Source organism: Rhodococcus sp. LW-XY12, from assembly GCF_019317345.1.
Classification (GTDB): domain Bacteria; phylum Actinomycetota; class Actinomycetes; order Mycobacteriales; family Mycobacteriaceae; genus Rhodococcus; species Rhodococcus pyridinivorans.
The window spans coordinates 1102453-1126008 of sequence record NZ_CP079225.1; the positions used below are offsets into that span (position 1 = coordinate 1102453).

Here is a 23556-nt window from a genome sequence, read left to right on the forward strand (position 1 = left end):
AGGATGGGCGTCGTCAGAAGGAACGCCCATCAGGAGGATCCATGTCCGTCACCGAAACATCCGGTACCTCTACGCATCTCCCGCAGTCCCGGCTCGCGCGTTCCGCCGTGGTGGTCGCCGTGTCCGTCGTGACCGCACTGGTGATCGACCTCGCGCTGTGGGCCGTCGGGCTCATCGCGGGTGGCTCGTTCGAACACACCGACGCCGGTGAGGTGGTGAGCGCGGCGCCCGGTGGCGTGGTGCTCATGTCCGTTGTCCCGCTCACCGTCGGTCTCGCCGTCGCGGCCCTGCTCACCCTGTGGTGGAACGGTTTCGCGCGGATCGCCCAGGTCGTCGGGGCGTTGCTGCCGCTGGCGACGATCCAGGGCACGATCTCCGCGGACTTCGACACGCCGAGCACCGTCGCCCTGACGCTGATGCACGTCGTGATCGCCGTGGTGGTCGTCGTGGCCCTGGAGATGCTCCGTGCGCGTGACTGACACGAGTAGGGGGAGGAAATATGCGCTTCCGCAAGGAAAGTCGCACATTTCCTCCCCCTGATTCGGGCAGAGGCCTACGGTCAGGTCGAAGCAGCGCTGAGCGCGGGACGCGCGAACCGCTCGATCAGGTCGAGTTGCCCGACGAGACGATGTGCGGGGTGGCGATGCCGTGGCTGAACAGCGCCGAGATCAGGCCCGACGAACCCCTTCGGTGGTGGTCATGCCTATTCGCCCTTCCAGACGGGTTCGCGCTTCTGTATGAAGGCCATGACGCCTTCGAGGGTGTCGGCGCTGGTGGTGAGACGTGCGAGGGCTTTGTCGGTGAGTTCCCAGGGCAGGTCCTCGGCGGGGACGTTGCCGTCGATGATGCCGCGGGCGACGGTCTTGCTGGCCTGCACGGCGAGCGGGGCGCCCTTCGCGATGTCGGCGGCGAGAGCGAGAGCGGTGTCGAGGACCTCGTCCTGTGGGACGACCCGGTTGACGAGGCCCCAGCGCAGCGCGTCGGCGGACGACATCGGCTTGCCCGTCAGGACGAGTTCCATCGCGACGGCGCGGGGGATGGCCTGGCCGATGCGGAACACGCCGCCGGCACCGGCGATCAGGCCGCGGTGCACCTCGGGCAGACCGAATTCGGCGGTTTCGGATGCGACGACGAGATCGCTCGCGAGGGCGAGTTCGGTGCCACCACCGAGCGCGGTGCCGTTGACCGCGGCGATGACGGGATTGGAGATGTGGTGCTTGACGACACCGGCGAAGCCCCAGTGGGCGGTTTCGGGCGGGGTGACGCCGTCCGGTCCTTTGGTGCCGAGGGCCTCGAGGTCGGCGCCGCCGCAGAAGACGGCGCCGCCTGCGCCGGTGAGCACCACGACGCGCACGTCGCGGTCCTCTTCGGCGCGGTCCCAGGCCTCACCGAGTGCCTGGTGCACGTCGGCGTTGATGCTGTTGGCCGCCTTGGGGCGGTTGATGGTGACGAGCAGGACGTGCTCGCGCTTCTCGACGTGAACGACGGGTTCGCTCACGACCGGTACTCCTCGGGGCACAGGTGTTCGATGCGGGTGACGGTGAGAATGCCGCCGTCGTCGGTGACGTGGACGGTCTCGCCGACGATGTCGGCTCCGGCGGCGAGGACTGCGGCGCCGGTGGCGTCGGTCTGGCCGGAGACACGCCGGCCGTCGGGGGTGAGGCCGACGAGGAAACCGATCGACGGGTTGCCGTCGCGACCGAATTCGGCCGTGGCGGTGACAATCTGGACCTCGCCGCTGTAATCGGTGGCTGTCTCCGGCGCGGACGGCTCGAGCAGCACGTGCTCGGGGTCGCCGACGTAACCGTCGGTGTGCGGCGCGCAGCCGAGGACCACGACGTGCTGGTAGGTCAGGTAGCCACCGTTGCCGTGCACGAGGGCGAGCTCGCCGTCCTGGCGCAGCCGCTTGGCCACCGACACCACCGAGTGCAGCGTGTAGCTGTTGAGCGGGCCGCCGAAGAAGGAGTGGCCGCCGGTCACCGACGGGACGGTGTCGCGGGGGAGGCCGAGCTGCTCGATGAGCAGCTTCGGGACCACGGGGAAGCAGCTGTAGGCGTCGATGATGTCGAAGTCGCCGGGACGCAGGTCGCTCGCCGACAGCGTGCGCCGCAGCGCATCGTCGAGTGCGGCGGAGCGTCCGAAGTCGCCGCGGGCGAGCACGTCCGAGGGCTCGGTCGCGCCGGCGCCGCCCCACACGTAGAGCAGGTGGTCGTCGGGGACACCGAATTCGCGGGCCACGGCGAGCGAGGTGACGACCACGGCAGCGGCCTGGTCGACGAACGGCATCGCGTTGACCATCAGCGGGTACGGGTCGGTGACGAGGCGGTTCTTGGCGGCGATGGTGCGGATGTCGTCGGCGGTGCGGCGCTCGGGGTTCCAGGACGCCGGGTTCTCGGCGGCGAACTCGGAGAAGGCGGCGTACAGCGTCGCCGACCAGTCGAGCGACTTCTCGCGCGAGTGCCCGAGATCGTGGCTGAGCCGATTCTCGAACAGCGGGTAGACCCGCGTGGGGACGATCATCCCGGCGCGCTGCATCGCGGGGCTGCCGAGGTCCTTGTTGCTGATAGGCGCGGGGCCGCCCGGGGCGGTGGTCCATCCCAGCGTGACCGGATCCGTTCCGGCCTTGTACGAGTTGGTCGCCGAGGCCTGCGCCTCGCCGCCGACGAGCAGCGCGACGGTGCTGGTGCCCGCGGCGATGTCGTGGCCGATGCGATCGAGCAGGGCTGCCGGCCAGTGGCCGCCGATCGGCGTGGTCGACGTGTGCTCGGGCGTCGCGCCGAGACGTTCGGCGAGCAGGCCCGGCAGGTCGTCGTAGTTCCAGCTCGCGGTCTTGATCGCGTGGATGGTGTCGATCCGCGTGGCGAGATCGGCGCCGGAGTCGGCGATCGCGGCGAGGGTGGCCTCGTGGATGAGGTCGAGCGGTTCACGCGGGTCGGCGGGCGCACCGGCACGGCCGGAGCGCAGGTCGCCGACCCCGATCACGACGGGAACCCGAGTGGGGTCGGTCATGGCGTTCCTTCGGTCTGCTCTTGGGGGAGGAGGACGCCGCCAGCCTAATGCGGACGATTTCAGTCTGTAAATCGAGGAGTGGTCTGGCACACTTTTCCGACGTGACCGAAGCACCCGCACCGCGCCGCCGCGGACGCCCCCGCGACGCCGACCTGGAGGACCGCGTGTTCGACGCCGTGCTCGAGGTGTACTCCGAGACGAGCTGGCGTGGTTTCACGCTCGACGCGGTCGCACGACGCGCGCGGGTGGGGCGCGCCGCCCTCTACCGCCGGTGGTCGAGCAAGGACGACCTGCTGGTCCAGGCCCTCGAAGCGCGCAGCCCGCTGCCCGTGCCGATCGACACCGGCGCGCTCCGATCCGATCTCGTCGAACTCGCCCGGCAGCTGTTGCGCGGTTACCGGACCACCCCCGGCCTGGCGAGCCTGCGCGTCGCGCTCGACGCCCGTGCCAACCCCGAACTGCTCGCCCGGCTGATCCACACCCTCAACCGCAGCCGCGTGCTCGCGGCGCGCACGATCGTGCACCGCGCCGTCGAGCGCGGCGAACTCCCCGCCGACACCTCGGCGACGCTGCTGCTCGAAATGGTCACCGGCACCGTGCTCAGTCATGCCCTGTTCGCGTTGGCCACCCCGGCCCAGAACGTCGACGACGACTACGCCGAACTCGTCGTCGACGCGACCATCCGCGCGCTGCGTCGTCCCGAGTCGTGACCGGCACGCCCTCCCGTGACCGAATCGCGATCGAATGCTGCCTGGTAACAGTGTGATTCCGGCCGTCTGCGCCGGTCGTCCGGGCTAGCCTGGAATGCGAATACTCGCAGGGGGGCGCCAATGGGAGGCCGACGATGGATGTGCAGGCGGTAGCGGAGATCACGCGGCTCAAATACCGCTATGCGCGAGCGCTCGATACGAAGGACTGGGACGAGCTGGCGAACACCCTCACCCCCGACGCACACGCCGTCTACGGGGAGCATCTCGTTTTCGACTCACGCGACGCCTTCATAGGTTTCCTCGAGAACACGCTGGGAACGCGCTTGATCACGGAGCACACCTGTTCCCATCCCGAGATCGACATCGCCGACGACGGCCGCAGCGCCACCGGGGTGTGGTTGCTGTCCGACACCGTGATCATCCCCGAGGACGGGATGATGTTGCGCGGCTCGGCCTACTATCACGATCGGTACAGCCTCGGCGACGACGGATGCTGGCGGATCAGCCGCACCGGATATCAACGCAACTGGGAGACGGTCACATGCATGGGCGACTCGCCTTCGGTCCGGTTGACGACCAATCGATGGGCGCTGCTGCAGCAACCGAAAGCGTCCTGAGCGGGAACGACGAGATGGTCTCGGAGGGTTCCGGCGATTTTCCCCGTCCGGGGGCGCTGCCCTATCTGACGGTGCCGCGGGCCCACGAGGCGATCGAGTGGTACACCCGGGTCTTCGGAGCCTCGCTGACCGCCGAACCGGTCGTCATGGACGACGGTCGCGTCGGGCACGCCGAACTGCGGTTCCCCAGCGGAATGATCTATCTCGCAGACGAGTTCCCCGAACTCGGACTCACGGCGCCGCAGGAGGGGGCGGTCTCGGTGAGCCTGATGCTCGAGGTGGCCGACACCGACACCGTGCTCACCCGCGCCCGTCTGGCCGGCGGTTCGGTCGAGAGGTGGATCAACGAGGCCCACGGTCATCGCAACGCCACCCTGCTCGACCCCTTCGGGCATCGCTGGATGCTCGTCGGCCCCCTGACCGGCAAGCTGCCGCCACCTCGGGAGTGAGCTCCCGAATCGGTACCATGCGGCGATGAGTGAGATCGCGCGTCGCAGTGAGTTTCCCGATACCCGCGGCTGGATCCGGGCCCTGCCCACCCTCACGGCGTCCGCGCCGCCGTTCGCACCGGCCGCGACGCCGCAGGAGACCTTCCTCCGCTGGCTCACCGAGGCGGCCGAGGCCGGCGTCGCCGAGCCGCACGCAGCGACCCTGTCGACCGTCGACCCGTCCGGGACGCCCGACGCGCGCATGCTGCTGATCAAGGACGTCACCGACGACGGCTGGTGGTTCTCCGGCGACGACCGTTCCCCGAAGGGCCGCCAGCTCGACGCGACACCGGCCGTCGCGCTCACCGTGTACTGGCGCGAACTCGGCCGGCAGGTACGCGTGCGCGGACCCGTCCTGGCCGGCCCACCCGAGGTGTGTGCCCGCGACTTCCGGGAACGGTCGGTCTTCGCCCGTGCCGTCGCATCCACGGGACACCAGAGCGAGGTCCTCACCGATTCCGCCGAGTACGACGACCTCGTACGGGAACGCCTGACCGCGCTCGAACACGATCCGGACCTCGTCTCGCCGCACTGGACGGCGTGGTGCGTCGCCGCTGAGGCCGTGGAGTTCTGGCAGGCGGATCCCGGCCGGCGGCACCTGCGGTATCGCTACCGGCGTGCGGGGGACCGGTGGGTCACCGAGGAACTTCATCCGTGACGTGTCGCGTGGCCGGGACGAGTCGCCCGCGACCGGTAGGCTCCCGCCCGTGAACGAGTCCTTCATCCGCACACGCGTCGCCAACGGAGTCGGCGAAGTGCAACTCGACCGTCCCGGTGCGCTCAACGCGCTCGACCGGTCGATGATCCGCGACATCCGCTCGTCGCTTCTCGCCTGGCGCGACGACCCGGCCGTCACGGCCGTGCTCGTCACCAGCACGTCCGACCGCGCGTTCTGCGCCGGTGGCGACGTCAAGCCGGTGCGCGAGCTGGCCCTCGAGGGGTGCTTCGACACCGTCCGCGAGTACTTCGCCGACGAGTACCGCCTCGACGAGCTGGTCGCCACCTACCCGAAGCCGTATCTCGCGGTCCTCGACGGCGTCACGATGGGCGGCGGGCTCGGTATCTCGGTGCACGGCGCGGTGCGCGTCACCACCGAGAAGACCACGATGGCCATGCCCGAGACGGCCATCGGGTTCGTTCCCGACATCGGGTCGAGCCACTTCCTCCCGCGCCTGCGCGGCACCACCGCGCGGTGCGATGCGGTGGGGATGTATCTCGGACTCACCGGCGCCCGCATCGATGCCGGCGACGCGCTGGCCGTCGGCCTGGCCACGCATTACGTGCCCAGTGCCCGCATCGACGACTTCGCCGACCGCATCCGCGCCGGGCAGTGGCGCGACGCCCTCGACGAGTTCGTCGAACCGACCCCCGAATCCTCCCTGGCGCAGCGTTTCCCCGACATCGAGACGGTGTTCGGCGACGGTACGGTGCTCGACATGGTGACCCGCCTCGACAGCCTCGCCGACATCGACGCCGAGTGGGCCGAGCAGACTCGCACGGCCCTGCGGTCGTTGTCGCCGACGAGCGTGTGGGCCACGGCCGAACTGATGCGACGCGGTGCCGAGAGCACGCTCGAGGAATGCTTCGCCCGCGAACTCGACGTCGCCGTGCGCGTCGCTGCGACGCCGGACTTCATCGAAGGTGTGCGCGCCGTGCTCGTCGACAAGACCCGCGACCCGCAGTGGTCGCCCGCGACGCTCGAGGACGTCGATCCGGCGGCGATCGCCGCACTGTTCGGCGACGGATAACCCGCGACCTGCCCGTCTCTACCGGGCGTGACCTCTACCGGGCGTGACGCTGCGGTACCTGCAGGTCGACGACGATCGGCTGCCCACCGAGGGTCGCGTGGATCTCGGGCTTCTCGAGTCCACCGGCCAGCAGGTACTCGCCGAGCAGCGTGAGCAGTTCATCGTTGTCCGCTATCGGGTCGCCGTGCGATCCGGTGCTACGCGGGTCGCCGTGCGCTCCGGTGCTGCGGGAGTCGCGGGAGGTCAGTTCGTTCTGTGCGAGTCGCGCGGCGATACGCACCGACGCCACGCCCATCGAATTGCGCCGTGACGGGACCGGACCCGGTGCGGTGATCGTGCCCAGGCTCTCGGTGGCCGTCGGGGTCGTCGTGGTGGTGGCGGGCCCACTCGCGGAGCCGTTCGTGCCGGTGCTGCTCACCAGGGTCGTTCCTTCCTCGGAATTGCCGGCGCCCACCCCGCCGGCCGGGTCACCTTCGAGCGACGATGCATCCCCCACGCTCATGCGGTGTGTTCCGGGATCCGGCGTGCTCGTCAGCGGGGTACTGCTCGGAAGAGGAGTGCTCGGCAGCGGGTAGACGAAGGTGCCCGAGCGCTTCGCGCGTCCGGATCGCCTGCTCGTATCCGCCGTCCCACCGGACGACAGGTCCTCACCGGCTGCGGCCGGTACGTCGTCGTTCATCGACACAACTCCTGATTCCACCCGAATACGTCGGATCGACGAAAGGGAAAGTATCAGTAAAATCCGCTGGACGCACTACCCGTCCGGCATTGCCGGGACGCTCAGTCGGTCGCCGCGACCAACGGTTCGAGAGTCAGCTCCGGCAACTCCTTGAGGATGTACTGCAGCCGCCACTTGTCGCTGACGAGAGCGAGGAGCACGCCGTCCGACCGGGTGAACACCTCCACGCCGCGCTGGCGGTTCAGTTCGTCGGCCGAAGCCACATCGGTGCGACGCGCGAGCGAGTAGCCGAGATGCTCGATCTTCGGGTCGACGTTGTACTCGGCCTTCATCCGCGCCGCGACCACCTCGAACTGCATCGGACCCACGGCCGCCATCACCGGCGACGCGTCGCCGCGGACGTCGTTGCGGAGGATCTGCACGACGCCCTCGGAATCCAGCTGGTCCACGGCCTTGCGGAACTGCTTGTACTTCGAGGCGCTCTCGGCCCGCAGGATCGCGAAGTGCTCGGGCGCGAACGACGGAATGGGCGGGAACTCCACCTTCTTGTCGATGTAGAGGGTATGCCCCGGCGCCAGCGCGGTGGCGTTGACCAGGCCGACGACGTCGCCGGGATAGGCGTTCTCCACCGTGGAACGTTCGCGGCCGAAGACCGTCAGCGCATACTTGGTGGCGAAGGGCTTACCGGTCTGCGCGTGCGTGACGACCATGCCGCGCTCGAACACACCCGAGACGACACGCATGAACGCGAGCCGGTCGCGGTGGGCGGTGTCCATGCCGGCCTGCACCTTGAACACGACGGCGCTGAACGGATCGTCGACCTCGCGAGCGGTCTCGTCGATGGCGAGACGGGCACGCGGTGGCGGTGCGAGCGTGACCAAGGTGTCGAGGATCTGCCGCACACCGAAGTTGAGCATCGCCGACGCGAAGATCACCGGCGAGGTCTGCCCGGCGAGGAACAATTCCTGATCGTGATCCTGGCCGTTGGACGACAGCAGTTCGGACTCCTCGGCGGCCTCGACCCAAGTGTCGCCCTCGAGGGCGAGCGCCTCGGCGGGGGACAGATGCTCCTCGGGCGCGATCTTGGCGCCACCGGCCGTGCGGGTGAACTTGATGTACTCGGCCGCGTCTCCGTCCTCGCCGCGACGCAGCAGACCGCGGAAGTCGCCGGCGATGCCCACGGGCCAGAACAGGGGAGTCGGCATCAGGCCGATGCGCTCGTCGATCTCGTCGAGCAGTTCCAGCGGCGTCCGGCCCGGTCGGTCCCACTTGTTGATGACGGTGACCACGGGGATGCCTCGGTGGCGGCACACCTGGAACAGCTTCAGGGTCTGCGGCTCGAGACCCTTCGCCGCGTCGATGAGCATGACGGCGGCGTCGACGGCGGTGAGGACGCGGTAGGTGTCCTCCGAGAAGTCGGAGTGACCGGGGGTGTCGACGAGATTGACGACGTTGACGACCTCGTCGTCGGTGCCCGCGACGTCCGAGCGGGTGTAGTTGAACTGCAGGGCCGTGGAGCTGACGGAGATGCCGCGGGCCTTCTCCATCTCCATCCAGTCGGAGACCGTCGACTTGCGGCCGGCCTTGCCGTGGACCGCGCCGGCCTCGGAGATGACCTTCGCGTGCAGGGCGAGCGCCTCGGTGAGCGTCGACTTACCGGCGTCGGGGTGGGAGATGACGGCGAAGGTGCGTCTGCGCTCGGCTTCGGCTCTGACCTCCTTCGCGGCCCCGGGCTTCGCTGTGCCGGAGGACTGCGCAGGCTCCGTCGTGCCGGTGGATTGACTGTCGGCCGAAGCGTGCGGGGTGCTCAACGGGAAAAACCTCTCGAAGGGGGCAGGGAGTAGGGGCGCTATCGCCGCCAACTCGTCCATGTTACTCGGCGATTCGGTGTCGATTTCCGCCAGATTCGATCACGTTTCCCCGAGGCCGCCCCATACCGACCACTCGACGGCGCACGCTGATGTGCAACTACCGGATCTTGATCGAGGTCGTGCACCACCGGACGAGGAGCGGGTCGTGAGCAGGTTCACCGAGGAGATGTACGCGACGGCGGAGTCGGACACCGGGGCTCTGGTCACCGGCGAACCGGATACGCCGTTGCGGCAGAACTGGGGAGAGATCCACCGGCAGGCCCGCCGCATGGCCGGCGCACTGGCCGCGGCGGGTATCGGACCCGGCGACGCGGTGGGTGTCCTCGCAGGACAACCGGTGGACATCGCACCGGTCTGCCAGGCCGTGTGGATGCGCGGCGGAAGCGTGACGATGCTGCACCAGCCCACGCCGCGCACCGACCTGCAGATGTGGTCGCGCGACACCGAGGTGGTCCTGCGGATGATCGACGCCCGCGCCGTCGTGCTCGGCGCACCCTTCGAGATCGCGGAGCCGCTGCTGCGCGAGCGGGGCGTCTCCGTCGTCACCGTGGAGCGGATGCGGGAGGGGAGGCCCGTCGATCCCGTCGACACGGCGGAGTCCGACATCGTGCTCCAGCAGCTGACGTCCGGGTCCACCGGCTCGCCGAAGGCGGTGCGGATCACGCACGGCAACTTCTACGCCAACGCGACGGCGATGATGGACCGCGTCAAGTTCTCGCTCGACGACGACGTCATGATCAGCTGGCTGCCGCTGTTCCACGACATGGGCATGGTGGCCTTCCTCAGCGTCCCCATGCAGGTGGGCGCCGAGGTCGTGTCGGTCACGCCGCTGGACTTCCTGCGCTCTCCGATCCTGTGGGCGGAGCTGATCAGCAAGTATCACGGAACGCTCACTGCAGCACCGAATTTCGCTTACTCGTTGCTGGCTCGGAAGTTGTCGCAGGCGCCGGACGGCGCGCTCGACCTGTCGTCGATGCGCTGGATGTGGAACGGCGCCGAGCCGGTCGATCCCGACACGATGGAGGCCCTCGCGGAGGCCGGGGAGCGCTTCGGTCTCGACCCGTCCGCCCTCGCGCCCTCCTACGGGATGGCCGAGACCACGCTCGCGGTGTCGGTCCCCGATCCGGGACGCGGGATGGTGCTCGACGTGGTGGACCCCGACCTGCTCGAGGCCGGCGGGATGGCCGTGCCGACCAACCGCACCCACACGCGCCGCATGCCCACCCTCGGCCGTCTCGTGGCCGGTCTCGAGGGCCGGGTCGTCGGCCGTGACGGACAGGTGCTGCCACCCCGCGGCGTGGGCATCATCCAGTTGCGCGGCGAGGCCGTCACGCACGGCTATCTCACCGTGGACGGACCCGTACCCGCGCAGGACGCCGACGGCTGGCTCGACACCGGCGACGTGGGTTACTTCACCGAGGAAGGTCTCGTCGTGGTGTGCGGCCGGGTGAAGGACGTCATCATCATGGGCGGCCGCAACATTTATCCCACCGACATCGAGCGAGCGGCGGGGACCGTCGACGGGGTGCGTCCCGGCAACGCCGTCGCCATCCGGCTCGACGCGGGGGACAAGCGCGAATCGTTCGCGGTGGCCGTGGAGACCAAACTCTTCGACCACCCCGACGAGGTGCGCCGCATCGAACACGACGTCGTGCACGCGGTGGTCGCCGAGGTGGGCGTGCGGCCCCGCACGGTCGCGGTACTCGGTCCCGGCAGCATCCCGAAGACCTCCTCGGGCAAGCTGCGTCGCGGCACCTCGCTGGCACTGCTGACGCGGGCCTGACCACCGCGCCACGCGACGCCGCTGCGACCGCGCCGGCCTCGGCGGAGGCGGGCGGTCAGTGGATGCGGTTCTGGGCGCCCTCGAGGCCGAGCCTCAGCAGCAGTTCGACGGCGTCGGCGCCTTCCTCGCACCACACGTCGAGTTCCTTGCGTTCGGTCGCCGAGAACGGCTTGAGCACGAAGTCGGCGGGATCCTGGCGGCCGGGAGGGCGGCCGATGCCCATCCGGACCCGCAGGTAGTCCTTGGTGCCGAGCGCCGACGAGGTCGACCGCAGGCCGTTGTGCCCGTTCTCGCCACCGCCGAGCTTGAGCCGAATCGTGCCGAAGTCCAGGTCGAGTTCGTCGTGTAGGACGATCACGTTCGAGGGATCGACCGAGAAGAACTTGGCCAGGGAGGCGACCGGACCGCCGGACAGGTTCATGTAGGTGCGCGGCTTCGCGATGATCACCTGCCGCCCGTCGAGCCGGGCCTGCACGATGTCGGCGTTGCTGCGCTTGTGCGCGGAGAACTTGCCGCCGACGCGTCCGGCCAGCACGTCGGCCACCATGAATCCGATGTTGTGCCGGGTGTTCTCGTACTTCGGGCCGGGGTTGCCGAGACCGACCACGAGCGCGGCGTCGTCGCCCACGAACTGATCCTTCCGTGCATTCGAACGACGTGCGGCGCGCCACCCCGAAGGGATGACGCGCCGCACGAGTGACTTCACAGGGAGCCGGTGAAGGCTCAGGCCTCCTCGGAGGCCTCTTCTGCGGTCTCTTCGCCCTCGGCGCCTTCCAGGGCGTCGGCGGAGGGAGCCTCGACGATGTTCACGAGCAGCAGCTCGGGATCGTCCTGCAGGGTCGCGCCGGCGGGCAGCTCGACGCCACCGGCCAGGATCTGGGTGCCGGCCTCGGCGCCCTCGATCGAGACGGTGATCTCCTCGGGGATGTTCAGGGCGTCGGCCTCGAGCTTGATCGTGTTGACCTCGTTGACCACCAGCGTGCCGGAGCCGGCCTCACCGGAGAGGACGACGGGCACCTCGACGGTGACCTTCTCGCCCTTCTTCACGACGAGCAGGTCGGCGTGCTCGATGTAGCGACGGATGGGGTGGACGACGACCGACTTGGTCAGCGCGAGCTGATCCTCGCCGTCGACGTCGAGGGTGAGGATGGCGTTGGTGCCGTGGTTACGCAGCACGGCTGCGAACTCGAGGTCGGGGAGGGCGAGGTGCCGGGGCTCGGTGCCGTGGCCGTAGAGGACGGCGGGGACCTGGCCGGCGCGACGGGCGCGGCGTGCGGCACCCTTGCCGAACTCGGTGCGGACGCTGGCTACGAGACGATTCTCGTCGGACATGATGTGACGGCTCCTACGCTGGTGGCACTTGGTGGTCGGGTGTTCTCGAACGAACGGATCCGACACGTGCGACCGGGGAGCACATTGCTTCCGTCGCAGCCGCGTCGATCACGGTGATCCAGCGATATTGCGGTTCACCCTCGCCGAGACAACTCGAACCACTTTACCGGACGACGTCGATCAGGGACAAACAGCCCTGTCGTCGACGCGCGTGAGCTTCACGACCGGGCGATGTCGTGCACCGAGGCGAGGAACCTGTCGACGTCGGCGGGGGAGACGAAGTAGTGCGGCGACGCCCGCACCACCGACTGCAGGTCGCGCGAGGTCATGTCCAGCAGCGTCGAACTGCGGCTGCTGACCGTGACCGTCACGGACCGCTCGGCCAGGGCGTCGCGGACCTCCCGCGGGTCGCGGCCGTCCACGGTGAACGAGACGATGCCGCTGCGCTGCTCGCCGAGGTCGGTGACGGTGACGCCGTCGATGCCCGCGAGCCCCTCGCGCACGTGCCCGGCCCGGTAGGCCACCGCCTCGGCCACGGCGTCGACACCCAGATCGAGGAGATAGTCCACGGCCGCGCCGAGCCCGAGCCGGGCCGCCACTCCGGCCTCCCACATCTCGAAGCGGGTGGCGTCCGGAGCGAGTTCGTAGCTGTCGGCCGAGGTCCACGAGGCGCTGTGCAGGTCGAGAACGGCCGGTTCGAGTTCGCTCACCAGGCGCGGCCGCACGTAGAGGAAACCGGTGCCGCGCGGCCCACGGAGCCACTTGCGCCCGGTGCCCGACAGTGCGTCGACGTCGAGTTCGGGCACGCTCACCGGCAGCTGCCCCACCGACTGGCACGCGTCGAGCAGCACGAGCGCCCCGACCGCGTGCGCGGCGTCGGCGATCTCCCGCACCGGGTTGACGAGCCCGCCGTTGGTGGGGGCGTGCACGACGGACACCAGCCGCACCCGTTCGTCGAGCATCCCCTCGAGCGCCTCGACGTCGACGCGGCCGGACGGATCGGACGGAACGACCTCGACGGTGGCGCCGGTCGCCCGCGCGCGCTGCAGCGCGGCGATCGCGTTTGCGGCGTATTCGGCCTGCGAGATCAGGATGCGGTCGCCGGGTCGCAGCGGCACCGCGTAGAAGAAGGACGTCCACGCCCGCGAGGCGCCGTCGGACAGTGCGAGGGAGGTCTCCGGCACGTCGAACAGGCGGCCGAGCGAGGTCTTCACGGCCGTCAGGTCGTCGAGCCGTTCGTCGGCCGCCACGTACCCGCCGATCTCGGCCTCGCGGCGCAGGTGCGCGAGCATCGTCTCGAGCACCGGTGCCGGGGGCAGCGACGAGCCGGCGCTGTCGAGGAAGACCCGGTCGAAGCATCCCGGTGTGTCGCGTCGGGCCGCCTGGAGGTCCAGCACGGGCCGCTCACCTCCTCCGTCGTCCGTATCGTCGGGGTCGAGCCTGCCCGGTGGAGTGCGTTCGCGCACGCACCGGTGCGTTATCCGCGCGTCGTGTCCCCCGGCGGGTTAGTCTCGACCGCAGACCTGGCGCACCGGCCGAGGGGGTGGACGAATGGCAATGGCAGTCGATGCCGCAGCCTCCCGTGCCCGCAAGGACCTCGGCTCCCGAGCAGCAGCGGAGGACCACGTCCGCAGCAGGGCATTCCGGCTGGGAATCCCCAGGCTGATCGGGGTCGAGCTCGAATGGCTCACCGCGCGGGCCGACGGCACCGAATCGCGTCCCGAACTCACGAGGCTCGTCGAGGCCCTCGGGCCCCACGCGCCGCGCACGGTAGCGCCGTCGTCGTCGGCCCGTCCCCTGCCGTCGGGCAGCGCGGTCAGCGTCGAGCCGGGTGGTCAGATCGAGCTGTCGAGCGTGCCGTGCACTTCGGCACGGCAGGTGTGCGATCGGCTCACGGCCGACCTCCGCATGCTCCGGGCGTTGCTGGCCCGCCGGTCGGTGACCATGCTCGACCGCGCCGCCGACGAGGTGCGGCCTCCCCACCGTCTGCTGCGCACCCCGCGCTACGGAGCGATGGAACTCCGCTACGACCGGATCGGCCCGATGGGCCGGTTGATGATGAACAGCACTGCGTCCATACAGGTTTCCGTCGACGCGGGACGCGACGAGGCAGAGGTGGTGCAGCGCTGGGAGTTGCTCCACGCCATCGGCCCGGCGATGATCGCGGCCTTCGCGTGCTCGCCCCGGCTGCGAGGTGCTCCGGAGGGCGACTGGGCGTCGCAGCGGATGCGCACGTGGCTCGAACTCGATCCCGCACTCGGTCACGTCGACCATCCCGCCGACTACCCCGCATGGGTGCTCGACGCACCGCTGACCTGCGTGCGTTCGGAAATGCCCGAATGGTACGCACCGCCCGGCGCCACCTTCGCGGCGTGGCTCGCGGGCGAGCTCGACGCCGACATCCACCGTCGACCCACCATCGACGACCTCGACTACCACATGACGACGCTGTTCCCGCCTGTTCGTCCGTGCGGGCATCTCGAGGTGCGTTATCTCGACGCCCAGCCGGCCGAGTCGTGGCAGGTGCCCGTCGCGGCTCTCGAGGCGTTGCTGTCGGCGCCCGAGGTCTCCGCGGAGGCGTGCGCGATCGCCGCGCCGGTGCGCGACCAGTGGTCCGAGGCGGCCCGCGTCGGTCTCGCCTCGCTCGAATTGCGTGCTGCCGCGGCGGGTTTGCTCTCGCTCGCGGCGGAGTCCTCCCGCGACATGCGGTTCACCGCGGCGCTCGACGCGGCCGCGGCACGGTGCCTGCGCGGTCTGGCGCCGGGTGAGGAGGTGCGGTGACACCTGCTCGTGTTGCGCTCAGGCGGCACCTCGAGCGGGCGCGTGCCCGCACCGAGGTACTCGCCTCCGTGCCGGAACAGGATCTCACCGCACAACATTCGCCGTTGATGAGCCCGCTGGTGTGGGATCTCGCGCACATCGCCAACCAGGAGGAGCGCTGGCTCGTGCGGGTCGCGGGCAGGCGCCCTGCGGTTCGCGGCGACATCGACGATCTCTACGACGCGTTCCGGCATCCGCGCGCGACCCGCACGGGGCTGCCGCTGCTCGACCCCGACGCCGCCCGCCGTTACGCGCGTGCCGTCCGCGAGCTCACCTGGGATGTGCTCGAAGACAGTGCATTCGACGACGATCTGACCCGCGAGGGTTTCGTCTTCGCGATGGTCGCGCAGCACGAACAGCAGCACGGCGAGACGATGCTCGCGACGCACCAGTTACGGCAGGGTCCACCCTTGCTCGACGCGCCGGAAGCGCCGCGCACCGGAACCGTCCGCGACACCGAACGTGTCCGGATCCCCGCCGGCGCATTCGAGATGGGCACGTCCACCGATCCGTGGGCCCTCGACAACGAGCGCCCGGCACACGTCGTCGAGGTGCCGGAGTTCGAACTCGACGCGGTGCCCGTCACCAACCGCCGTTACCTCGGGTTCGTCGAGGACGGCGGGTACGAGCGGCCCGAACTGTGGAGCGAGGCAGGTTGGCAGCACCGCCTCGACGCCCGTCTCGAGGCCCCGCAGTTCTGGAGTCGCGACGAAACCGAATGGAGCCGAACGGCCTTCGGCCGCACGATGCCGCTGCACCCGGACGAGCCGGTCGTGCACGTGTGCTTCCACGAGGCGGAGGCGTTCGCCCGCTGGGCCGGTGGACGTCTTCCGACCGAGGCCGAATGGGAGAAGGCGGCACGCTGGGATCCGGCCACCGGGCTCAGCCGCCGATTCCCGTGGGGCGACGAGGATCCCGGTCCCGACCACGCGAATCTCGGTCAGCGTCATCTCGGTCCCGCCGTCGTCGGCGCGTATCCGCAGGGAGTGTCACCGCTCGGGGTGCACCAGCTGATCGGCGACGTCTGGGAGTGGACGTCCACACCGTTCACCGGTTATCCGGGCTTCCGCGCGTTCCCGTACCGCGAGTACTCGGAGGTCTTCTTCGGCGACGGACACCGGGTTCTGCGCGGAGGCTCGTTCGGAACCGACGAGGTCGCGTGCCGCGGAACCTTCCGCAACTGGGATCTGCCGATCCGCCGTCAGATCTTCTCCGGGCTCCGCGTCGCGTACGGGACGGGCGATGTGTAGACATCTGGCGTACATCGGGCCGGAGACGAACGTCGCGGCACTGCTGTCCACCGGAACCAACTCGCTGCTCCGCCAGTCGTGGGCGCCCACCGACATGCGTGGGGGAGGCACGATCAACGCCGACGGATTCGGTGTCGGATGGTGGAGTGCCGAGGGCACCTTCGGGCGCTACCGGTCGGCGTTGCCGATCTGGTCCGATCCCTTCGTCGGTGAAGGCCTGACGTCGATACGGTCGCGCACCGTCGTCGCCGCGACCCGCTCGGCCACCGAGGGGATGCCCGTCGAACGGTCGGCGGCCGCGCCCTTCTCCGACGACCGGTGGGCGTTCAGTCTCAACGGTGTCGTCCGGGGCTGGCCGGGATCGCTCGTCACCCTCGCCGGCGCGCTTCCCGTCGCCGAACTGCTGCAGCTCGAATCACCGACCGATGCTGCCACGCTGTGGCTCCTGCTCCAGTCGCGCCTGCGCTCGGCCGATCCCGAGCCGGCGCTGATCTCACTCGTCCACGACGTGCTGGAACTCGCACCGGAATCACGGTTGAACATGTTGCTGTGCAACGAATCCGGGATCTGGGCCACCGCCTGGTACCACTCGCTGTGGACGTTCGTCGACGAGCAGGTCGCGATCGTGGCGTCCGAACCGTTCGACGACGACAGCCGCTGGAAACCCGTACCCGACCGGCATCTCGTCGCCGCGATGCCGGGCAAACTCATCGTCTCACCACTGGAGGTCGGTTCACCGTGATCGTCGACGTGCATCTGCGCCCCGAGGACCTCGACGCCAAACTGCGCGAGGACGCACGGCGCGGACTCACGTCCGATCCCAAGTACCTGTCGCCGACCTGGCTGTACGACGCGCGGGGCAGCGAACTGTTCGACGAGATCACGCGACTGCCCGAGTACTATCCGACACGCACCGAATTCGCACTGCTGCGACAGCACGCCGCCGACTTCGCCGATGCCGCCCGCCCCGAGATGCTCGTCGAACTCGGCTCCGGGTCGTCCGAGAAGACGCACGTGCTGCTCGACGCCCTCGAACCGTATCTCCACACCTACGTGCCGCAGGACGTCTCCGAACCGGCGTTGCGGTCGGCCGTCACCCGGCTGGCGGCGGAGTATCCGAACCTGACGGTGCACGGGGTTGTCGGCGACTTCACCGATTCGCTCACGCATCTGCCGGCCGGCGGGAAACGCGCGATCGCGTTCCTCGGCGGCACGATCGGCAATCTCGTCCCGAGCGAACGCGCACAGTTCCTCGCCGGGACGGCCGCGATCCTCCATCCCGGCGAGTGGCTGCTCCTCGGCGCCGGTCTCGTCATCGACCGCGACACCCTGATCGCCGCCTACAACGACGCGGCCGGCGTGACGGCGGAGTTCGACCGGAACGTCCTGCGGGTGCTCAACGACCGGCTCGGCGCCGACTTCGATCCCGCCCGGTTCGTGCACCGCGCCGTCTGGGACCCGGAGAACGAGTGGATCGAGATGCGCCTCGAGGCGACCGAGGCGATGGACGTGACGATCCCGGGTCTCGACCTGCAGATCTCCTTCGCCGAGGGTGAGCAGATCCGGACCGAGATCTCCGCGAAGTTCCGCCTCGTCGGAATCTCGCAGGAACTCGCCGACGCGGGATTCGTGGTCCGGCACGAATGGGTGGATCCGGACGGACGGTTCGTCCTGCTCGCCGCATCCCGGGAGTAGTCCTCGAAAGGCGGCCGACGAGCCGATTCGACTTCCGCCGCGCCCACACGGGACGCTGGAGGACATGGCGTCCTCCCGTCCCGTCCTGACGACCCCGGTCCTGTTGCTCATGGCCGTGGCGACGGGTCTGTGCGTGGGTGGCAACTACTTCAACCAGCCGCTGCTCGACTCGATCGCCGAAGCACTGGACACCTCCCGATCGGCCGCCGCCTCCACCGTGACGGTCGCGCAGGTCGCCTATGCTCTCGGCCTGCTGTTCCTCGTGCCGCTCGGCGACATGTTCCCGCAGCGGCGGCTGGCGGTGATGCTCATGCTGGCCGCGGCGGCGGGGCAGGGGCTGAGCGGATTCGCGCCGAACATCGGGGTGCTCGTGGTGGGCACCGCTGTCGCCGGTCTGTTCTCGGTGGCCGCGCAGGTGCTGGTGCCGTTCGCGGCGACCCTCGCGACGCCGGAATCGAGGGGTCGCGCGGTCGGCACCGTGATGAGCGGTCTGCTCGTCGGGATCCTCGTGGCCCGGAGCGTCGCGGGCATCCTCGCCGAACTCGGCGACAGTTGGACGACGGTCTACCGGGTGAGCGCGGTCGCGATGGTGATCGTGGCGCTCGCGTTGTGGCGGGTGCTGCCGGCGACGCCACCGGTGGTCCGTCAGGGTTACGGCAGCACGCTGCGATCACTCGGGACGTTGATCGTCACGCATCCTCGCCTGCGCACCCGGACCCTGCTCGGCGGGCTGGGTTTCGCGTCGGTGGGCGCGCTGTTCTCGACGATGGCGTTTCTGCTGTCCGACCCGCCCTTCGGCCTCGACGACCTGCAGATCGGGCTCGTCGGGCTGGCCGGGGTGGCCGGTGCGTTCGCCGCGACCGCGGCGGGCCGGCTCGTCGACCGCGGTTACGGACCGCCGACGACGGCGGTGGGCGTGTTCACGCTGATCGCGTCGTGGGCGGCGCTCGCGGCGGGTGCGAGTTCGCTGGTGTGGTTCGTCGTCGGGATGCTCGTCGTCGACCTCGCGCTCAACCTCGTGCACATCACCAACCAGAACATCGTGTACGCCCTCGACCCCGACGCCCGCTCGCGCGTCAATTCCGTCTACATGACGGGCTACTTCATCGGTGCGGCGTCCGGTTCGGCGCTCGGCACGATGGCGTGGAGCGCCGGCGGGTGGACCGCGGTGTGTGTGCTCGGTGTCGGACTGGCGGCGCTCGCGGGTGTCGTGTGGGCGCTCGATCTTCGGCTCACCGCCCGGATGCGTGCGCGTTCGGCTACAGCGAGCGGCGGACCGGCAGCAGCCTGAGATCGCGCGCCCGGCCGATGGCTTCCACCCGCGTGTGCACGCCGAGCTTGCGGTAGATACTGCGCAACTGGGTCTTGATCGTGTTGTGCGAGACGAACAACTTCTTCGCGATGTCGGCGTGCGTCGATCCCAGCGCCAGCAACTCCAGCACGTCTGTCTCCCGCCGGGACAGTTCGACATGGGTGACCGGTTCGGTGAAGACGGACCCGATCTCCTCGTCCGGGACGGTGAGACCGCCGGGCTCCGCGAGACGCCCGGCGACACCCTCGGCCAGAGTGGTGAAGGCGCGGCGGTTGCCGAGGGCCTCGGCGAGCGTGCAGGCCCGCTGCCAGCTGCGGACCGCGGCGTCCTTCTTGTCGAGATCGAGGTGGGCGCTCGCCTCGATGAGCAACGCCTCGACATGTGCGCGCGGGAAGCCGCACTCCGTCCACGGAACACGCTTGAGCTTCTTGAGCGCGATCTCCGGATGACCGGTGAACAGTTCGACACGCGCGTTCGTCACCACGAGCATCGGATGGGTCTGCGGCGACTCCTCGGCGAGGGCGCGCGCGAGGTTGCCGTTGCCGAGCGCCAGCTGCAGGTCGATCTCGGCGGCCCCGAGCAGGATGCGCGAGAACGCGCCGCGGTCGAACAGATCGTGGTGTGAAGCGATGAGCCGGTGCAGTTCGGTGAGTCCGTCGTAGGCGTTGCCCGCCGCCAGGTTGTAGTAGGCCCGGCCGTAGGCGACGAATCCCCAGAGTTCCTCCGAAACCCGCGGGACACCGAGCTCGTCGAGATATCCGACGGCACGGTCGAGCTCGAGCGAGTCGAGGTGGACGAGCGCGGACGCCACGCGACCACCCACCTTGACCATCTCGCCCCAGCGACCCTCGGTGGGCTCGGCGTTGCTCTCGATGCGCAGCCATTCCCGGGCGCGCGGATTGTCGCCCGTCACCGCCCAGTTCAGCGCCGAGCTGCCCGCGGCGTTCTGGATGACGAAGGCGATGTTCACGGCGTACGCACCGCGGTAGGCGCGGCGGAAGACGGTGGTGGACTCGGTCAGATATCCGGCGAGCTGGAGCGTGATCGCCCACTGCACGCGCAGCAGCGGCAGTTGCGGACCGAGATCGTCGGGCCGGTGTTCGAGGATCGAATCGACGAGCGGACGCAACAGCAGCGTCAACCGCGCGGCCTCACCGAATTCGCCCGAGACCCGCAGGGTCAGGGTCTGCACCGTCGCGACGTAGAGGGCCTGCGCGGCGCCGGGTGTCTTCCCGAGCTCGGTGAGTTCGTCGGGATCCGCGGGCAGGGAGGCGTGCAGGATCGAATGTTCGTCGAGCATCTGTGTGAACAGCGCGCGACCTGCCTGGACCGACGGATGGTCGCCGAGCTCCTGGTCGGGGATCTGCCGAAGCACCTTGACGAGAACGTCGAAAGAACTGTCGACCATGCGCGCCCAGGATTCCTCGACGATCGCCACGGCGGTCTCCCAGTCGCCGGCCTCGACGGCATAGATCGACGCCTCGGCGGGCCTGCCGGCGTCGCGATGGGCCCGGGCGAGTTCGACGAGCAGGGCGTCGACACGTCCGGGTTGCTCTCGGCGGGAGATGTCGAGCACGCACGAGCGGACGGCGTCGGGCCACCGCCATGTCCGGGGATCGTCGAAGGGCGAATCCATCAGGAGGCCGGCCGCGGCGAGCGTCGCGAGTGCGGCCTCGGGGTCCGCCGCGCCCGTCAGTTCGGCCGCCCGCTCGGCGGTGACGCTGTGGGCAGCGGCGACCGAGAACGCGAACTCGCGGTGCGCGTCGTCGAGTTCGTCGAGCAGGCTCTCCACATACGTCCGCACGAGGCGGGCCAAGGCCGGGGTCGGCAGTCCGCGGGAGTCGATCAGGCGCTGGGGCCGGCTCCGGGCGACGGCCGCGGCCGCCGAGACCAGGGTGGGCACACCACCGAGCACGCGACACACGACCTCGCACTCGCTGTCGGAGCGCTCCGGTCCGGCGTCGCGCAACAGCGTCGTCGTCTCCTCGATGGTGAACGCGAGATCGGCCGCCGGGACGTACGTGGAGTCGATCCCGCGGAGGACGACCTCGGTCATGTCGGTGCTGTTTCCCGGCAGGCAGACGATCGCATCGAGCAGGGGGCACCGGTCGAGCAGCCGAAGGGTTGCTTCGAGCACCTCGGCCGAGTTCTGCGGCGACACACAGGCGAGCACGAGCAGGCAGGGCGACCCCAGATCGCGGAAGGTACGGACCACGCGCTCGAACGGGGAATCGTCGGGACCGTCGTCGGCGACCTCGACGGCCGGGTGATCGGCGAGGACCGCGAGCACATGCTCGGGCAGGTCGCCGTCGCCGGACGTCGTGAGTTCGGGAACCCAGACGATCGTGTGGTCGGGTGCGCCGCCCCGATGGAGCCATCCCGCGACGAGCGTCCGCTTGCCGAAACCCGGGGGAGCGTCGATCACCGTCAGCGTGGAGCACCGGTCGAGACACGCGAACAATCGGGGTCGCGCCAGAGCCGAGGACAAGGAACGCCACGCGGGTGCACCGACGCGAGGGGAGTCGGAAACACTCACGCGCACTCCTTCGGAAGGCTTCAGCCCGGATCTGCACAGGCGGGAAGGCCCGAGCAGTGCCCCCGACAGGCTCTTGGTCGATCACAGACTACCTGGTCCGTAGTCGTGAGGTGCGGTAACGACAACCGTCGTGACGTGCGGTAACGACGGCAGCCCCGGCACCGGACCGTCGAGCGGACTCGACGGAGCGGGACGGGGCTGCGGTGGTGTGAGCCGGCGACTAGCTGCCGGATGCGCTCAGACGTGCCTTCTCGAGTGCGGCGAGGGTGCGCAGGATCGTCGCCTTCTGCTTCTCCAGATCGCTGCGGCGGGCGCGGGCGGCGAGGCCGTTCTGCTCGGCGACGAGCGCGAGCTGCGCGTCGATCGCGGAGAGCTGATCGAGCAGCGCGAGGGCCCGGGTCTGGATCTCCTCGACGTCCACGGCGCCCGTCCGGACCGGAGCCGCGGACTTCGCCGGCTTGGCCGAAGCGGACGAGCTGCGGGTCGCGGAGGCCGGACGCGTCGACGTCTGCGCGGAGGAACCGGTGTGGCCCTCCGTGATCGCGGCGGCGCGGGGACGCAAGGCCTTGCGCACGAGCGCCGGGTCGGGCTGCTCGGCGAGACGGATGTCGTTGAGGGCGCGGCGGGCCTCGCGGGCGGCGAGGCGGTGCTCGTATTCCTCCTCGTCGTCGGACTGCAGGGTGCCGCCGATGGGGCGCAGGCCGTACATGCCCATGAACTTGCGGGCCTCGTCGATGACGGCTTCGTGCTTACGGCATGTGGCACAGCGAGGTTCGTTGCGGAAGACCTCGACAGAGTCGGTGTCGCCGCACCAGACGCACGCACCCGGCGACCATCGTCGGACCGTTCGGATTGTCGCGTTTTCCGTAGGGGCTTCGAGAGTTTGCGCGTCGGTCACGAGGTGCCACTTTAGGTGAAAGCCGAGTTACGCAGGGGAGGGGGGTCTCGCACGACCTGCGACGATTTCACGCGGCGTGACGAAGATCATCCCCGTCCCGGCGCGTCCTTCAAACCATTGCGCCACACAGCATTTCCATACCACCCGGTCTGCCGGATCACGTTGTGGTAGCAGCGGTGAGCCAGCGCACCAGCGGCCGGAACTCACGCCACGCCGAACGCACCTCCTCGAGGGTGCGCGGACTGTCGATCCACGGCGGGGAGATCTCGGTGCGACCGGCCCACAGCGACCGGTGACGCATGAGTTCGATGCGGGGATGATCGGCGCCCACGCCGCGCGGCCGGGACTTCAACCGGTCGCCGCCGATCTCGTATCCCGCGCGTTCGAGCTTGCGCACGATCCTCCCGAGCTCGGGACCGCGACGGTCGTGATCGACCCCGGTCCGGTAACCGGCGATCTGATCGGACGAGCCGTGGAACAGGCCGGCGGCGACCCGCAATCCGGCGGCGTTGATCTCGACGTAGTAGCCGACGCTCTGCGCGACGGAGGCGAATCCGCCCTGGTGGGTCTTGTACGGCAGCTTGTCCTTGCTGAACCGCACGTCGCGGTACGGGCGGAAGGCCTTGCCCTCCCCGAACTCCTCCTCGAGTTCCGCAAGTAGGGCAAGCATCGGGCCGCGCACGCAGTCGTCGTAGACGGCCTTGTGCGCGGCCCAGAATGCTTTGCTGTTGTCGGCCTCGAGATCGTCGTAGAAGTCGAGGGCCGCGACGGGAAATCCGGTGAACACCCGGACAAGTCTGCCCCGTCG

22 protein-coding genes are annotated in these 23556 nt (G+C 69.5%); 12 read left to right on the forward strand and 10 right to left on the reverse strand.

All coding sequences use genetic code 11. The features are described 5' to 3' along the window. Window positions 1–41: 41 nt before the first annotated feature. Window positions 42–479 (forward strand): DUF6069 family protein, encoded by a 438-nt coding sequence (locus KXC42_RS05310; protein WP_071934497.1) that lies wholly within the window; start codon window positions 42–44, stop codon window positions 477–479. A gap of 224 nt (window positions 480–703) precedes the next feature. Here the strand turns inward: KXC42_RS05310 and KXC42_RS05315 are convergent, their stop codons facing one another. Together KXC42_RS05315 and KXC42_RS05320 are read right to left on the reverse strand one after the other, a co-directional pair. Further along, window positions 704–1498 (reverse strand): enoyl-CoA hydratase/isomerase family protein, encoded by a 795-nt coding sequence (locus KXC42_RS05315; RefSeq protein WP_071934498.1) that lies wholly within the window; start codon window positions 1496–1498, stop codon window positions 704–706. Then, window positions 1495–3009, reverse strand: coding sequence for an acetyl-CoA acetyltransferase (locus KXC42_RS05320; protein WP_071934499.1), 1515 nt, complete (start codon window positions 3007–3009; stop codon window positions 1495–1497). The genes KXC42_RS05315 and KXC42_RS05320 overlap by 4 nt, the downstream gene beginning before the upstream one ends. Window positions 3010–3110: 101 nt before the next feature. Here KXC42_RS05320 and KXC42_RS05325 point away from each other — a divergent pair, with 101 nt between their 5' ends. From KXC42_RS05325 to KXC42_RS05345, 5 genes are all read left to right on the forward strand, one after another. After that, entirely contained in the window at window positions 3111–3719 is a 609-nt protein-coding gene (locus tag KXC42_RS05325; protein ID WP_006553828.1) for a TetR-like C-terminal domain-containing protein, read from the forward strand. 134 nt (window positions 3720–3853) lie between these two features. Then, complete coding sequence (locus KXC42_RS05330) at window positions 3854–4336, forward strand: nuclear transport factor 2 family protein (protein ID WP_024103220.1); 483 nt, start codon at window positions 3854–3856, stop codon at window positions 4334–4336. A 14-nt stretch (window positions 4337–4350) separates the two neighbouring features. Continuing rightward, a complete protein-coding gene (locus KXC42_RS05335) occupies window positions 4351–4785 on the forward strand; it encodes a glyoxalase/bleomycin resistance/extradiol dioxygenase family protein (RefSeq protein WP_024103221.1) in 435 nt (144 codons plus the stop codon). A gap of 25 nt (window positions 4786–4810) precedes the next feature. After that, window positions 4811–5482, forward strand: coding sequence for a pyridoxal 5'-phosphate synthase (locus KXC42_RS05340; protein ID WP_039584567.1), 672 nt, complete (start codon window positions 4811–4813; stop codon window positions 5480–5482). 49 nt (window positions 5483–5531) lie between these two features. After that, window positions 5532–6572 carry an enoyl-CoA hydratase/isomerase family protein gene (locus KXC42_RS05345; protein ID WP_064852187.1) on the forward strand — a complete coding sequence of 347 codons (1041 nt, stop codon included), beginning with the start codon at window positions 5532–5534 and terminating at the stop codon, window positions 6570–6572. A 34-nt stretch (window positions 6573–6606) separates the two neighbouring features. Here the strand turns inward: KXC42_RS05345 and KXC42_RS05350 are convergent, their stop codons facing one another. Next, on the reverse strand, window positions 6607–7257 hold the full coding sequence (locus KXC42_RS05350; RefSeq protein ID WP_033098253.1) for a hypothetical protein: 651 nt from the start codon (window positions 7255–7257) through the stop codon (window positions 6607–6609). A 95-nt stretch (window positions 7258–7352) separates the two neighbouring features. Next, window positions 7353–9062, reverse strand: coding sequence for a peptide chain release factor 3 (locus KXC42_RS05355; RefSeq protein WP_071934500.1), 1710 nt, complete (start codon window positions 9060–9062; stop codon window positions 7353–7355). 205 nt (window positions 9063–9267) lie between these two features. Here KXC42_RS05355 and KXC42_RS05360 point away from each other — a divergent pair, with 205 nt between their 5' ends. Continuing rightward, entirely contained in the window at window positions 9268–10905 is a 1638-nt protein-coding gene (locus tag KXC42_RS05360) for a fatty acyl-AMP ligase (RefSeq protein ID WP_071934501.1), read from the forward strand. Between the two features lie 55 nt (window positions 10906–10960). On the opposite strand, the gene pth is transcribed toward KXC42_RS05360, so the two are convergent. The 3 genes from pth to KXC42_RS05375 all read right to left on the reverse strand — a co-directional run bounded on the left by pth (window position 10961) and on the right by KXC42_RS05375 (window position 13634). Further along, a complete protein-coding gene (gene pth / locus KXC42_RS05365) occupies window positions 10961–11533 on the reverse strand; it encodes an aminoacyl-tRNA hydrolase (RefSeq protein WP_006553836.1) in 573 nt (190 codons plus the stop codon). A gap of 95 nt (window positions 11534–11628) precedes the next feature. Further along, a complete protein-coding gene (locus KXC42_RS05370) occupies window positions 11629–12237 on the reverse strand; it encodes a 50S ribosomal protein L25/general stress protein Ctc (protein WP_006553837.1) in 609 nt (202 codons plus the stop codon). Window positions 12238–12455: 218 nt separating this feature from the next. Then, window positions 12456–13634 carry an aminotransferase class V-fold PLP-dependent enzyme gene (locus KXC42_RS05375; protein ID WP_006553838.1) on the reverse strand — a complete coding sequence of 393 codons (1179 nt, stop codon included), beginning with the start codon at window positions 13632–13634 and terminating at the stop codon, window positions 12456–12458. Between the two features lie 154 nt (window positions 13635–13788). On the opposite strand from KXC42_RS05375, the gene egtA reads away from it, so the two are divergent. The 5 genes from egtA to KXC42_RS05400 all read left to right on the forward strand — a co-directional run bounded on the left by egtA (window position 13789) and on the right by KXC42_RS05400 (window position 19293). Further along, window positions 13789–15018 (forward strand): ergothioneine biosynthesis glutamate--cysteine ligase EgtA, encoded by a 1230-nt coding sequence (egtA, locus tag KXC42_RS05380; RefSeq protein WP_037216302.1) that lies wholly within the window; start codon window positions 13789–13791, stop codon window positions 15016–15018. After that, entirely contained in the window at window positions 15015–16307 is a 1293-nt protein-coding gene (gene egtB / locus KXC42_RS05385; protein ID WP_071934502.1) for an ergothioneine biosynthesis protein EgtB, read from the forward strand. The genes egtA and egtB overlap by 4 nt, the downstream gene beginning before the upstream one ends. Next, a complete protein-coding gene (egtC, locus tag KXC42_RS05390) occupies window positions 16300–17049 on the forward strand; it encodes an ergothioneine biosynthesis protein EgtC (RefSeq protein ID WP_006553841.1) in 750 nt (249 codons plus the stop codon). Before egtB ends, egtC begins: the two co-directional genes overlap by 8 nt. Beyond that, entirely contained in the window at window positions 17046–18002 is a 957-nt protein-coding gene (gene egtD / locus KXC42_RS05395) for an L-histidine N(alpha)-methyltransferase (RefSeq protein WP_071934503.1), read from the forward strand. Before egtC ends, egtD begins: the two co-directional genes overlap by 4 nt. A gap of 64 nt (window positions 18003–18066) precedes the next feature. After that, entirely contained in the window at window positions 18067–19293 is a 1227-nt protein-coding gene (locus KXC42_RS05400) for an MFS transporter (protein WP_071934504.1), read from the forward strand. Here the strand turns inward: KXC42_RS05400 and KXC42_RS05405 are convergent. From KXC42_RS05405 to KXC42_RS05415, 3 genes are all read right to left on the reverse strand, one after another. After that, window positions 19262–21850 (reverse strand): LuxR C-terminal-related transcriptional regulator, encoded by a 2589-nt coding sequence (locus KXC42_RS05405; protein WP_071936323.1) that lies wholly within the window; start codon window positions 21848–21850, stop codon window positions 19262–19264. The two genes, KXC42_RS05400 and KXC42_RS05405, sit on opposite strands and share 32 nt — an antisense overlap. A 220-nt stretch (window positions 21851–22070) precedes the next feature. Continuing rightward, entirely contained in the window at window positions 22071–22748 is a 678-nt protein-coding gene (locus KXC42_RS05410; RefSeq protein WP_006553845.1) for a hypothetical protein, read from the reverse strand. A gap of 157 nt (window positions 22749–22905) precedes the next feature. Further along, window positions 22906–23535 carry a DUF2461 domain-containing protein gene (locus tag KXC42_RS05415; protein WP_033098259.1) on the reverse strand — a complete coding sequence of 210 codons (630 nt, stop codon included), beginning with the start codon at window positions 23533–23535 and terminating at the stop codon, window positions 22906–22908. Window positions 23536–23556: the final 21 nt, after the last annotated feature.

Excerpts from the sequence above, each read along its gene's own strand:
- egtC (WP_006553841.1), top strand. The coding sequence starts at position 16,300 with ATGTGTAGACATCTGGCGTACATCGGGCCGGAGACGAACGTCGCGGCA.
- KXC42_RS05400 (WP_071934504.1), top strand. The coding sequence starts at position 18,067 with ATGGCGTCCTCCCGTCCCGTCCTGACGACCCCGGTCCTGTTGCTCATG.
- KXC42_RS05335 (WP_024103221.1), top strand. The coding sequence starts at position 4,351 with ATGGTCTCGGAGGGTTCCGGCGATTTTCCCCGTCCGGGGGCGCTGCCC.
- KXC42_RS05370 (WP_006553837.1), bottom strand. The coding sequence starts at position 12,237 with ATGTCCGACGAGAATCGTCTCGTAGCCAGCGTCCGCACCGAGTTCGGC.
- KXC42_RS05340 (WP_039584567.1), top strand. The coding sequence starts at position 4,811 with ATGAGTGAGATCGCGCGTCGCAGTGAGTTTCCCGATACCCGCGGCTGG.
- KXC42_RS05320 (WP_071934499.1), bottom strand. The coding sequence starts at position 3,009 with ATGACCGACCCCACTCGGGTTCCCGTCGTGATCGGGGTCGGCGACCTG.
- egtA (WP_037216302.1), top strand. The coding sequence starts at position 13,789 with ATGGCAATGGCAGTCGATGCCGCAGCCTCCCGTGCCCGCAAGGACCTC.
- KXC42_RS05330 (WP_024103220.1), top strand. The coding sequence starts at position 3,854 with ATGGATGTGCAGGCGGTAGCGGAGATCACGCGGCTCAAATACCGCTAT.
- KXC42_RS05310 (WP_071934497.1), top strand. The coding sequence starts at position 42 with ATGTCCGTCACCGAAACATCCGGTACCTCTACGCATCTCCCGCAGTCC.